This window comes from Pseudoalteromonas sp. SG41-1, assembly GCF_014164575.1.
Classification (GTDB): domain Bacteria; phylum Pseudomonadota; class Gammaproteobacteria; order Enterobacterales; family Alteromonadaceae; genus Pseudoalteromonas; species Pseudoalteromonas rhizosphaerae.
The window spans coordinates 60,569-72,580 of the sequence record NZ_JACJFL010000019.1 but is presented as its reverse complement, the minus strand read 5'-3'; the positions used below and the strand labels follow the sequence as shown (position 1 = coordinate 72,580).

Here is a 12,012-nt window from a genome sequence, read left to right as displayed (position 1 = left end):
AATCAGCTAAAAGCAGAAACAAGCTTTAATAAAGGCATGCCCGCAAAACAGAAAAAAGCTATGCGCAGTACAGATTACCTTGAAAAGATATTGAAATCATAGATTTTTTTCATGCTCTTGCCCTGACACACAACATGGATGTTAAGAAAAACACCCGTAGCAAGCTAAGCCTAACCGCCTTACTTTTTTCAAATAGATTTATCAAAAGCCCTATTATTCGTATCGCGATCATCTTCGCCATTATTATCGCGTGTTTACTAATGATCAAAGTGGCCATAATGGCCTTTTACATCACTGTATTTATGCTAGTCGCTTTTTTAATATTGGGTACGTGGCAACGATTTACTAAGCTTAAAAAGAGCAAAACCCTAAACTAATATTTATTATAGTCATAATGAAACTGTTTCTTTTATTGCTATAAACATAATAAAATAAGGAAAACTGGTATTTTTTGCAACTATGATTTGAACCTCATCCTTATACATACTAAAATGCCATTTGATTTATAGTTAAAGTAAATATAAAAGTCATGGAAGACTCTAGTAAATACATAATCCTTCCTATTGTTATTCCATGATTTTTCGTTGCTAAAAGTGATATAAACAAAGATGTTTATAATGAACAATTTAATGGAGTAATTATGAAAAAATTAAGTGCGCTGGTTGCTATAGTGATGCTATCAGGTTGTTCAAGTAACCCTAAAGTTGAACAACAGACGGCTTCTGCTGAGCAATCTGTTGTCACCACAGAAGAAGTAAACAGTGCAATATCACTGACCGTTATTACTTCTCCTGATGATGCCCGTATTCGCATAATGAATATAAAGCCGAAATACCAAGCAGGTATTGAACTCGATGAAGGTAAATACGACATCGAAATTACTAAAGACGGTTACTTAACCTATAGAAAGTGGGTTACTGTTGATAAGAAAACGATCCTGACTATCGAGTTAGATCAAATTGAAGCAAGCCAATCTGCATTATGACACCACTGATGGCAAGTTTATTCTTGCCATCACCAATTTGTATTGCCTGTGTTAAAAATTAAGTATAGTTTCCATAAAAAGTAATTGTCGTATTAAAAAAATCCCCGTATCCTGTTGCGCTTATTAAATGGACAGTAAAAATAAGGATATGAATTTTGGAGTCATCACAAAACCACTCTGACCAAGCAAATACACCTCCTCGAATACCTAACGTACTGAAAAAAGTTGATAATAAAGAGCTAAAAAGTACTAGCTTTTGGTTGAACCAAGTGTTTTTAGTACTTTCAACTATTTTTGGTGTTTACTTAGCTGCGCAAAGCGGTTTAGAGCAAGCACTAAAATTTGATTCATATAGTAAAATGAAGGATAACTATTATTTGCGTACTTCATTATATGATGAAGTAAATGATAATTTAGAGAATATAAAACGCTATTCGTTACTTTTAGCCAAAAGCCCACACACAAGTGAACTTGAATATAATAAACCCACGCTTGAAAAGTATATTTGGCAAACTATGCAGTACTCACCAACAACTCTTGAAACTCCGAGTATATTTCTAACACAAATTCGTCGTTTTTATAGTCGTGCTGAGTTTGTCATTGATGCGGCGTTAAAGCGTAAAATGTCTGCGCGCCAAGCGTCAATTGAACTAAATCAAATTGCCGATATTATTGAGCAACAAACATTACCTCAACTAAAAGCTAGTGCATTAAATTTACAACAAGAATTACAACAAAACGATATTATTATCGGCTCATTGAAGGAGGCTGATAATGCCAACTAAACGCTGCCCTCACTGCAAAGATCACCCTTTGGATGTTACTCATTATCAAGGTGAAGAGATAGATATCTGTCGCGAATGCGGTGGCTTATGGTTTGAAAAAAACGAAGTTAACCGGATGATTGCCGAAATCAACGAAGGTCCTATTGGTGAAAAATACGAGACTCATTTTGGTGAGTCATTAGGTATTTCTAAGCTAGACTGTCCCGATTGCAGTAAGAACCTTGAGCGCTTTCATTTACTCGAAGATTTTCATACCGAAATTGATGTTTGCCGTCATTGTGATGGCAGTTGGATTGAAAAAGGTCAATTAGAAAGCGTTGAAAACAGCCCCGAGCTCAAAGCAAGCCTAGACAAGCTAAACCAAAAAGTTAGTTGGAAAACTTATCTGTTTCAATTTTTAACGCAAATGCCCGTTGAATATAACCTAAAACCAAAACAAACGCCGTGGGTTACTCGCGGTTTAATTGCACTCAATGCCATTGTTTTTGCCTTGTATTTTTTCAATTCAGACGCATTCAGTGCCACCCTCGAATTATTTGCAATGAATCCAAGTAAGATCTCTCAAGGCGAACATTTATGGAGCGTGATTACCTGTGTTTTTTTACACGGCTCAGTAATGCACCTTATTGGTAATATGTACTTTTTATACATTATTGGTGATAACCTCGAAGACGTATTAGGTCATAAAAAGTTTTTAATATGGTATATGGTATGCGGTTTGGCAGCGTCTTTTGCTAGCTTTATCGTTGATCCCAGCTCGATTATTCCAAGTGTCGGGGCTAGCGGCGCAATTGCAGGGCTATTTGGTATGTACTTAATGTGGTTTAGGCACGCCAGCCTAACTTTTATGTTTATCATTTATCAAAAGAAATTATCTGCAGTGTGGTTTTTTGTAATTTGGTTAGGGATCAATATTTATGGCATGATTGCAGCACCTGATGGTATCGATTATGGCGCTCATATAGGTGGCTTTATCGCAGGGTTATTGATCGGCTTTGCTCTTAAAGCAAAAATCACTGCACAAAATCCTATAATTGAATTATTAAATCAACCTGAAGCACAGTTAAAACGCTAATTTAACGCTTAAACCTTCCCTATCTGTGCTGATGGGAAGGTTTTCATTTATTACGTATCACTCACTACTTTATGAATAATGGCTTGGCATTGAGCTACGTTCATAAATTTTGGTACTGGATAGTCCCAGTTAGCCTCTACAATTGCAGCATCAGCAAGCTTAGGTATATCAGCTACTTTTAGCTCTTTTAAATGACGAGGGATAGCTAGATCAATAAGTAACTGCTCTAAGGTGTTTAATAGTATTGCTGCTTTTTCTGCTGGTTTTTGGTGTGATTGTGTTAATTGGCAATGATCAGCAATAGCCGCCAGCTTTTTATCTATACTGGAACCATAAAATTTCAGCACATGCATCAATACCACACTATTTGCTAAACCGTGAGCTGTGCCGTATTGCGCGCCAAATTGATGCGCTATAGCATGCACATAACCTACAGATGTTCGGGTAAACGCTTGTCCTGCATAAAATGAAGCGAGTAACATATTTTCCCGCGCAACTAAGTCATTACCATTTTTATACGCTGTTAATAAATTTTGTAAAATAAGTTCGATTGCCCGCAATGACTTGTCATCACTAAAAGCAAGGCCATTAGTGCCTATGTATGCCTCAAGTGCATGCGTGAGTGCATCGATACCTGTAGCTGCGGTAATAAAATCAGGCACCGTTTGTGTTAGCTCAGCAATTAAAACTGCATCACTTGGTACAAGAGCAAAGTCAGTGGCGGCATATTTTGTTTGCATTTGCGGATCGTTTACCACCGCAGCAACGGTCGTTTCTGAGCCAGTACCTGCGGTTGTTGGAATAGCACATAATGGGGGAAGTTTTTTCAGTACTTTAAACAAGCCTTTTAACTGCTTAACTGATTTATTAGGTCTTACTGCACGTGCGCCAATTAATTTGGCACAGTCAATTACTGAGCCGCCACCAACGGCGATAATACTATGACATGTGTATTGCTGATAAAGTGCTAAACCGCTTTCAACATTGCTAATCGTTGGATTAGCATCAACGTCACTAAACAGCTGCCAAGAGATTGCCTGCTCATCCAGCAAAGCTAAAATGGGAGCAACAACGCCTAAATTTTTTAACGTATTGTCAGTTACAACTAACACAGGTTTATTAGGATTAAGTAATGCAAGCCATTGCTTAAATCCGCTATAACCTTGATACAAACGCGGATCAGGAATACCAATAAAAATAACAATACATTTTAAAATAAAATGATAGCAGCGATATAAAAAATACATAAAATCAGACTTTTGTTATTTTTAGGTTACCTGATAGTGCATCAATTTAAAGCAATTGCCAATAATAGGCAGCCCCTAATACAGAAGTATTTATAATGATAGTGAGCCAAAGTACCGCAATAAATGCACGTTTTTGTGATTTATGTCTTAACCATTGCTGAGCGATCAGTGCTCCCGGCCAACCACAAATTAATGCTAAAATATGTAAACTACGTTCCGGCACTCTAATAGGCTGATCTGTTGACTCTATCGCCAAACGCTTATCCCATTTATAAACTAAAAACGTAATACTGCTCATAGTACAGTAAACACTGGCGACCAAATATGGCCAATAATCAAGCAGCCCACCAATCACTAATACAACTAGAAAACTAACAGAAAAAAGCAATAATGTTTTTTTAATCAACGGACTCTCGCCTATACTACAATTTGAAAAACTAATAATGATAGGCACGATTATGTCATACCTAAAAACACTTTTACTATCTTTTTGCTTTATCTACGCTGGTGCTATTAGTGCACAAACGATTGACTTAGCACCAGAGCTTGAAGTATTTAAACCTTACCTCGGCACATGGCAAGCTGATTTCAATGTTGCCGATAATAAGCCAAAGATTCAGGATGTAAGTCGCTGGGAGCGAGCCCTCAATGGGAAAGCAATTCGTACCCTTCACTCAATTAATGAAGGTGAATATGGCGGCGAATCAATGATATTTTGGGATAGTAAAAAGCAGTCATTAGTTTTTTATTATTTCACTACAGCAGGCTTTTATACTCAAGGGACATTGAAAGTATTGAGCCCTACGCAGTTTGTAGCATACGAAACCGTAACAGGTTCAAAAGAAGGCATTACAAAAGTAAAATCAACCAGTGATTTTAAAGATGAGCAGTTTGTTGTCTCTACCTCTTATTTAAAAAAGGGTGAATGGACAAAACCTGAAAAACGTATTTACACTCGCAGTAACAAACAGGTTATTTTTAAATAGAAACGGCATAAAAATAGTCGAGTAAATCGATTTGCTGGACTGATGATTTACGTATAAAAGCCATACCTAATTTGAAAGAGGTAGTGCGTTGAAATATTTTGCCGCTCTTTGGTTTGTATTATTTTGACAGCTGAATTAGGGTTGGACCTAGTTTAGAGTTGATAATGTAACTCAAACTAACCACGCCGAAGAGGCGTGGCTAGTTTGTGAGCGACAGGTTAAGTTATACCGGTTTTATACAGAACCAAGTTAATCACATTGGAGGTATTATGTTTTCAATTTATTCAATTCATCGTCTTGTTGTGCAACAAGCTGATTGAGCATTTGACTTCCATCGCCAGCTTGAGTTGATAAATCAGCAAGTTGTGATGCAGCATCGGAGATCAACGTTAAATTACGATTAATTTCTTCAGTTACAGAACTTTGCTCCTCTGCAGCCGTCGCTATTTGGGTGATCTGATTAGTTATCTCTTCCACTTTAATTACCACACTGTGTAAAGCATCAAAAGCAACGGTAGTTTCATCAACTGCAGTTTGTGCTCGCACAACTCCTTTTTCAATCACTGTTGAGGCATTACCCACTTCAAGCTGTAAGTTGTCAATTAAGCCACTAATGTCATCTGTTGACGCACGAGTTTTAGATGCCAGAGCACGCACTTCATCGGCTACGACAGCAAAGCCTCGCCCCTGTTCACCAGCGCGAGCTGCCTCAATCGCAGCATTAAGTGCGAGTAAATTAGTTTGCTCTGAAATAGTGCGGATCACATCTAAAATTTGTGTAATATCGTTACTACGCGCCGCCACTTTGGCTACGGCTTGATTGGCTTGCTTTATTTCTTCAGACATAGTTTTCACTTGTGATACCGCAGACGATAAACTCGCTTCGCTACTGACCACTAATGAATTAATTTCATCCGCTTGCTGCGCTGATTGCTCTGAAGCACGGGCAACTTCAAGTGCAGTGGCACTCATTTCATTCATTGCCGTTACGACACTTTCAATTTCTTGAAACTGAGCTTGCACATTTTGCTTAGTATCAACGGCTACATGTGCGGCAATTTGTGCCTGCTCCTTAGTTTGCCCTGATACATCTTTTAATTGCGCAATTAAATCACGTAACTTTTCCAAAAACGCATTAAACCCAACAGCGAGCGCAATTAACTCTGCATGAGTGTCAACCGTTAACGTTTGTGTTAAATCCCCTTCACTACTGGCTAAATTATCAACCCGTAACTGAATTTGTTGCAGCGGCGCCACGATGCTTTTGACAACTAAAGTCATAATAATAAATGCAGCGCCAGCAATCACTAACCCAGATATTAAAATTAACCCACCAAGAGTGTTGGCATTATCTTGCATACTTGCACTGAGCTGCTGTGGTCCTTGTAGTGCAAGCTCTGCAGGTACTTCTACTAGCAAAGTCCACTGACGACCAGCAAGTTTAATATCTATTGGGTAATTGACTAAATATTCATTTTCGCTCTTTTGTACTCCAGAGCTTTCTTTCAAACTAGTATAATTTTTTAACACCGAGGCAGAGACTGCTTCTTTTAGCGGACGACCAAGTTTGTCTTTGTTATGACTGCTACCCACAATTAAATCCATCGAACTTAATAAGGTAACTCGCGCCTGACCATTATATAATTCTTTTGATAACTGCTCGGTCATAGTTTGAAAAACTGGCAGTGTAATATCAACGCCACTGAGGCCAATAAACTTACCGTCGCGCAGTATTGGCACAGTCAAAGATGTCATCATTTCCGAATTGCCGGGGGAGATTTCGTACAAGTAGGGTTCCATAATGCACGGTTTTTTAGTGTCTTTAGCACATAAGTACCACTCAGCCTCACGTTGACCAAATTCGTTTAAAGTCGTAACGTATTTTTCTGCTGCATCTTCAACAACTTGCTGTTCAATCACACCTTCACGGCTGCGAGTGAAGTAAATCTCTAAGGTGCCTTGGCCTGCGACAGAATGATCAAAACCACTTTTATATTGTTTATCGTTACCATCAAAACCATTAGCTTCAAATTGCGAGTAGATTGAAGAAAGTATCGAATTACCTTCTATAATAGAGCGATTAAGCTGTACCACCGAATCACGTGTTAAAGCATCTTTAGCCGATTCATTACCAAGTATCGCAGCGAGTGAAAAAGGCACTCGATATGCTTCGTTGATAAACCCTGCGATTTTTTCACCGTACACTGCAGCATTACTGGTGAGCTTTTCTTCTACCTCTGTAACTATCAATTTTTCAGCTTGTGCTGATAACACTTTATTGCTGCTTGATAATTGCCACCAAAGCACACTCGATAGCACTACAACGGTGATAAAAATACTACCTAAAGTTAGCCATAGTAACTTTTTCGCCAACGCTAATTGCCGCATTCCACTTATCCTCGAATTAAAACTACGTTTACATTCTAGTTCAATTATTCATAAGTTAATCAATTTTGTTGAAAAAAACCGTATTAATGGATATTCCTAGACCACTCAACCTAACCAGTGGTTAATAAACTTTCCCGATAACAAAGCCAATTTAGACATCGAGTTGATCATTACTGAACTATTTGTGTTAATGCTTGGCAATGACATACATGGTTTAACATACTGAAATAGTATTAATATACAATGATATAAGTGAGGATATTGATTGTCGGGTAGCGCAAACTAAGGATTACAAATTTTAGTACAGATTATCACAATTGCGCTTCTTGGTTATAAATGGCGCTCTAAAAGCTCATGGTTGTAAATAAAAACCACAAAAAAGGCGCATTTAAAATAAAAATGCGCCTTTAAAAATATAAATTATTAAATTTACAATAAGTTAGATAACCGACAATTCAATTGCGATATTACCACGAGTAGCATTTGAATATGGGCAAACTTCGTGTGCTTTAGCCACTAACGCTTCTGCGGTGTCTTTATCTACATCACCGACAAAAACAGCTAATTTTACAGCGATACCGAAACCACCTTCGATTGGACCAATCGATACTTCTGAATCAATGCGGGTATCAGCAGGTAACTTAACTTTTGCTTGGCCTGCAACTAATTTTAATGCGCCAATAAAACACGCTGCATAACCCGCTGCAAACAACTGCTCAGGGTTAGTGCCTTGACCATCATCGCCACCTAACCCTTTTGGAGTTGAAAGTGCCACATCTAAACGGCCATCGTCTGATTTTGCAGTGCCCTCGCGGCCACCCGTTGCAGTTGCTTTAGCTGTGTAAGCGACTTGTAGTAATTCTTTCATAATGTTTTCCTTATTTAAGGTTGGGACTGAATTTATTTTGCATGCAAAATAATAAAGTAGTTTATTGAGCATTGCAAATATTTTGCATGCAAATTAAAATGCAGTGTCATCATTCGAGAGCTACTATGAAATATCCACAATTGAAATTAGATAATCAAATTTGTCATCGTCTGTATATGGCCTCCAATTCAGTGGTACGTGCCTATCGAGATGCACTAAACGAACTTGAACTGACCTATCCACAGTATGTGGTGATGATGGCGCTCTGGGAAGAAGATGAGATCAGTATTGCACAGCTGCTGGAAAAAACCGCAATAGATGGCGGCGCCATGACACAAATTTTGAAAAAAATGACCGATAAAAGCTTATTAGCCGTGGTTAAAGATGAAACAGATAAACGTAAGCGAGTCGTAAAGTTACACAAACAAGGCATACAGCTGCAACAACAAGCAGCGAATATCCCTGAGCAAATTCGTTGCCGTTTTCCATCTATTACGCAGCAAGAAGCCACACAACTAATTACTTTACTTGATAAACTCAATACTGACTTAAGTTAATTATCAAAAATTTTGAGAGAGATTCGTGTATATATACCCCACTCTTTTTCTATTATAAAACTGCGTTATAGTGGGTGCAGCAAAACAATTTAACGGAGCAACTCATGAAAGCCATTGGATACCAAACAGCAACCAAAACACTTAGCAATCATTCTTTCGAAGCCATCGAGTTACCTATTCCAACAGCATCCGGTCACGATTTATTGGTCGAAGTAAAAGCAATTTCAGTTAATCCTGTCGATGCGAAGATCCGCGCAAATGTTAGCCCTGAACAAGGTCATAAAGTCATTGGTTGGGACGCTGTTGGGATCGTAAAAGCTGTTGGTGATAAAGTGAGTTTATTTAATCTGGGCGACCGGGTTTATTACGCCGGTGATTTAACTCGCTCAGGCAGTAATGCTGAATTTCAACTAGTTGATGAACGTATTGTTGGCCGTGCGCCTACTACCTTGAACGATGCCCAAGCTGCTGCGTTACCGCTAACCAGTATTACAGCCTGGGAATTACTGTTTGATCGTTTGCAAATATCACGTTCCAACAATGCAAAACCAGCTTCATTATTAGTTATTGGTGCCGCAGGCGGTGTTGGCTCAATTTTAGTGCAGTTGGCCAAACAGCTAACCAACTTAACGGTGATAGGCACAGCATCACGCGTAGATAGTGTTAGCTGGTTAAATGCGCTAGGTGTTGATCAAGTGCTTGATCACTCACAAAGCTTAGATGCACAACGAACAGAGCATAATCTTGCTGAATTTGATTATGTAATTAGCCTCACTCATACCGATCAACATCTTGATGAAATTATTAAAGTGATCAAACCACAAGGTAAATTAGCTTTAATAGACGACCCAGCAAGTTTTGATATTTTAGCGCTCAAGCGTAAGAGTATCTCACTGCATTGGGAGTTTATGTATACTCGTTCAATGTTCCAAACTGACGATATGATAGCGCAACATCAGTTACTTACTGAATTAGCAGAGCTAGTTGATAACGGCATCATTAAAACTACCTTAGGCCAACATTTAGGGAAAATTAATATAGAAAACCTGCTCAAAGCGCACGCAATATTAGAATCTCATCAATCACGCGGTAAGCTGGTACTTGAAGGGTTTTAAACTTACTTAATATTATTGCGCGCTCATCTGAACGCACAATAATTCCCCTTCTGCTCCAGCAAAGTGCAAAGCCATCATTATTTTTCACTACATTAGTGCTTATACTCAATCATACAACAACGAAAAAACCTTAAGCTATTGATTTATTTTAACTAAAAATAATTATTCAGACTGGCACAGATCTTCCTTACAAAAGAGTAACTCACTAATCTGAGTTTTATCTTCATTTACCTCGTCTACAGGGAGCGAGCTATGACTAATATTTATCATATGTTGTATTTACTATGGCGCTTAGATATAAGCATTTGGCATATTCACCATGCCAATGATCCTCACACCACCGCAGAAAAGGAGCGTGAATATGTTAAGTAACTACCCGCACTTAGATGAAGCGCTTAAAAAGTTGTCGGTGCATCAATTAACAATTAGCCAAGCCTCCGAGCACTATGATTTACCCAAACGAGTGATCTATAAAGCACTGCGTCAACAACAAGCAAAAATAGCACAGCAAAAAAGCTACCTACTCGCAGCACAAAAACGTTTGCAACAAAACTTGCAGAGCGTAGAACTAGAATTAGCTAATTTTAATTAACCTACTACTGATTATTTTCTGTATAGTTTAAATACACTAAAATTAGTAAAATTGCAGGATAACTATGACAGCTGTAGAAGTTAATTTTGATGGCCTTGTAGGCCCGACTCATAACTACGCGGGATTATCATACGGTAACGTAGCATCATTAAATAATGCGGCAAGTTACTCCAATCCAAAAGAGGCGGTACTGCAAGGCTTAGCGAAAATGAAAGCTATGCATGACTTGGGACTAACTCAAGGGGTATTTGCCCCACATGCCCGCCCTGATATAAATGTATTGCGTCGTTTAGGATTTACAGGCACTGCTGAACAAGTGATCAGTAAAGCGTTTAAAGCTGATCCTGTTTTAGTTCGCGCATGTTATTCAGCATCATCAATGTGGACTGCCAATGCCGGCACTGTATCACCATCAGCCGACACACTTGATGGCAAAGTTCACTTTACTGCTGCTAATTTGAATAACAAATTTCATCGCTCCCTTGAGCCTCAAACAACAACACGATTACTTAAAGCCATGTTTAATAACGAAGGCTACTTTAGTCATCATACCCATTTGCCAGATCAAGGTTTTTTTGGTGATGAGGGCGCGGCTAACCATACTCGCTTAGGCGACGAGCATGGTGTTCAAGGTTTGGAGCTGTTTGTATATGGTGCCAGCGCATTTAACAGCGCACTGCCTAAGCCAGTTAAATTTCCTGCAAGGCAGACACTTGAAGCATCACAAGCAATATGCCGACTACATCAGCTAAAACCATCTAGCCAATTAATGATTCAACAAAACCCTGAGGTGATTGATCAAGGGGTGTTCCATAATGACGTAATCGCGGTGGGTAACGCCAATGTATTACTCTGTCACGAGCAAGCTTTCTTAAATCAGCCTATCGCCCTACAACAAATAAAAGATGCATATATTGGCGACAAAACACTGCATATTATTGAGGTGCCAACAGCCAAAGTAAGCGTGCAAGATGCTGTAACTAGCTATTTATTTAATAGCCAACTAGTTAGTTTAAACAATGGCAAAATGTTACTAGTTGCTCCACAAGAATGTAAAAACAATCAGGCAGTTAACAGTTATATTGAAGAAATGATCCTTGCAGACAATCCAATTGATCAAGTGCAATTTTTTGATTTAAAACAAAGCATGCAAAATGGTGGTGGCCCTGCTTGCTTACGTTTACGTGTAGCGCTAAATCAACAAGAACTCGCGGCAGTCAACCCTGCGGTTATTTTAAACGATAGTAAGTACCAACAACTATGTGATTGGGCGAATAAGCACTATCGTGACAAACTTAGCAATGATGATTTTGCAGATCCAAACTTGTTACGTGAAAGCTGGCAAGCGCTGGATGAATTAACTCAACATCTGCACCTAGGCTCTGTGTATCCATTTCAATTAGAAGGATAAACC

Annotated in this window: 12 protein-coding genes; 8 read left to right on the top strand and 4 right to left on the bottom strand. The window is 38.6% G+C overall.

Annotated elements, in window-relative coordinates; translation table 11 throughout:
• Positions 1–640 precede the first annotated feature (640 nt).
• The 3 genes from H5203_RS12380 to H5203_RS12370 all read left to right on the top strand — a co-directional run bounded on the left by H5203_RS12380 (position 641) and on the right by H5203_RS12370 (position 2,845).
• Entirely contained in the window at positions 641–985 is a 345-nt protein-coding gene (locus H5203_RS12380) for a PEGA domain-containing protein (protein WP_145242524.1), read from the top strand.
• 155 nt (positions 986–1,140) lie between these two features.
• Positions 1,141–1,770, top strand: a complete 630-nt coding sequence (locus H5203_RS12375) for a hypothetical protein (RefSeq protein WP_259401945.1) — start codon at positions 1,141–1,143, stop codon at positions 1,768–1,770.
• Positions 1,760–2,845 carry a rhomboid family intramembrane serine protease gene (locus H5203_RS12370; protein WP_145242010.1) on the top strand — a complete coding sequence of 362 codons (1,086 nt, stop codon included), beginning with the start codon at positions 1,760–1,762 and terminating at the stop codon, positions 2,843–2,845. The genes H5203_RS12375 and H5203_RS12370 overlap by 11 nt, the downstream gene beginning before the upstream one ends.
• Positions 2,846–2,895: 50 nt before the next feature.
• On the opposite strand, the gene H5203_RS12365 is transcribed toward H5203_RS12370, so the two are convergent.
• Positions 2,896–4,092, bottom strand: coding sequence for an iron-containing alcohol dehydrogenase (locus tag H5203_RS12365; protein ID WP_145242012.1), 1,197 nt, complete (start codon positions 4,090–4,092; stop codon positions 2,896–2,898).
• A 46-nt stretch (positions 4,093–4,138) separates the two neighbouring features.
• Positions 4,139–4,498 carry a DUF1294 domain-containing protein gene (locus H5203_RS12360; protein ID WP_145242014.1) on the bottom strand — a complete coding sequence of 120 codons (360 nt, stop codon included), beginning with the start codon at positions 4,496–4,498 and terminating at the stop codon, positions 4,139–4,141.
• A gap of 52 nt (positions 4,499–4,550) precedes the next feature.
• On the opposite strand from H5203_RS12360, the gene H5203_RS12355 reads away from it, so the two are divergent.
• A complete protein-coding gene (locus H5203_RS12355) occupies positions 4,551–5,078 on the top strand; it encodes a hypothetical protein (RefSeq protein ID WP_145242016.1) in 528 nt (175 codons plus the stop codon).
• A 267-nt stretch (positions 5,079–5,345) separates the two neighbouring features.
• Here the strand turns inward: H5203_RS12355 and H5203_RS12350 are convergent, their stop codons facing one another.
• Both H5203_RS12350 and H5203_RS12345 read right to left on the bottom strand, forming a co-directional pair.
• Positions 5,346–7,466 carry a methyl-accepting chemotaxis protein gene (locus tag H5203_RS12350; protein ID WP_145242018.1) on the bottom strand — a complete coding sequence of 707 codons (2,121 nt, stop codon included), beginning with the start codon at positions 7,464–7,466 and terminating at the stop codon, positions 5,346–5,348.
• Between the two features lie 439 nt (positions 7,467–7,905).
• Positions 7,906–8,334, bottom strand: a complete 429-nt coding sequence (locus tag H5203_RS12345) for an organic hydroperoxide resistance protein (RefSeq protein ID WP_145242020.1) — start codon at positions 8,332–8,334, stop codon at positions 7,906–7,908.
• Positions 8,335–8,459: 125 nt separating this feature from the next.
• On the opposite strand from H5203_RS12345, the gene H5203_RS12340 reads away from it, so the two are divergent.
• From H5203_RS12340 to astB, 4 genes are all read left to right on the top strand, one after another.
• A complete protein-coding gene (locus H5203_RS12340) occupies positions 8,460–8,891 on the top strand; it encodes a MarR family winged helix-turn-helix transcriptional regulator (protein WP_145242022.1) in 432 nt (143 codons plus the stop codon).
• 104 nt (positions 8,892–8,995) lie between these two features.
• On the top strand, positions 8,996–10,006 hold the full coding sequence (locus tag H5203_RS12335) for a zinc-binding alcohol dehydrogenase family protein (protein WP_182819815.1): 1,011 nt from the start codon (positions 8,996–8,998) through the stop codon (positions 10,004–10,006).
• A 361-nt stretch (positions 10,007–10,367) separates the two neighbouring features.
• Complete coding sequence (locus H5203_RS12330) at positions 10,368–10,598, top strand: helix-turn-helix domain-containing protein (RefSeq protein WP_182719062.1); 231 nt, start codon at positions 10,368–10,370, stop codon at positions 10,596–10,598.
• A gap of 64 nt (positions 10,599–10,662) precedes the next feature.
• Positions 10,663–12,009 (top strand): N-succinylarginine dihydrolase, encoded by a 1,347-nt coding sequence (gene astB, locus H5203_RS12325; protein ID WP_145242028.1) that lies wholly within the window; start codon positions 10,663–10,665, stop codon positions 12,007–12,009.
• The last annotated feature ends 3 nt before the right edge of the window (positions 12,010–12,012 follow it).

Excerpts from the sequence above, each read along its gene's own strand:
- H5203_RS12380 (WP_145242524.1), top strand. The coding sequence starts at position 641 with ATGAAAAAATTAAGTGCGCTGGTTGCTATAGTGATGCTATCAGGTTGT.
- H5203_RS12370 (WP_145242010.1), top strand. The coding sequence starts at position 1,760 with ATGCCAACTAAACGCTGCCCTCACTGCAAAGATCACCCTTTGGATGTT.
- H5203_RS12365 (WP_145242012.1), bottom strand. The coding sequence starts at position 4,092 with ATGTATTTTTTATATCGCTGCTATCATTTTATTTTAAAATGTATTGTT.
- H5203_RS12355 (WP_145242016.1), top strand. The coding sequence starts at position 4,551 with ATGTCATACCTAAAAACACTTTTACTATCTTTTTGCTTTATCTACGCT.
- H5203_RS12350 (WP_145242018.1), bottom strand. The coding sequence starts at position 7,466 with ATGCGGCAATTAGCGTTGGCGAAAAAGTTACTATGGCTAACTTTAGGT.
- H5203_RS12345 (WP_145242020.1), bottom strand. The coding sequence starts at position 8,334 with ATGAAAGAATTACTACAAGTCGCTTACACAGCTAAAGCAACTGCAACG.
- H5203_RS12340 (WP_145242022.1), top strand. The coding sequence starts at position 8,460 with ATGAAATATCCACAATTGAAATTAGATAATCAAATTTGTCATCGTCTG.
- H5203_RS12335 (WP_182819815.1), top strand. The coding sequence starts at position 8,996 with ATGAAAGCCATTGGATACCAAACAGCAACCAAAACACTTAGCAATCAT.
- H5203_RS12330 (WP_182719062.1), top strand. The coding sequence starts at position 10,368 with ATGTTAAGTAACTACCCGCACTTAGATGAAGCGCTTAAAAAGTTGTCG.
- astB (WP_145242028.1), top strand. The coding sequence starts at position 10,663 with ATGACAGCTGTAGAAGTTAATTTTGATGGCCTTGTAGGCCCGACTCAT.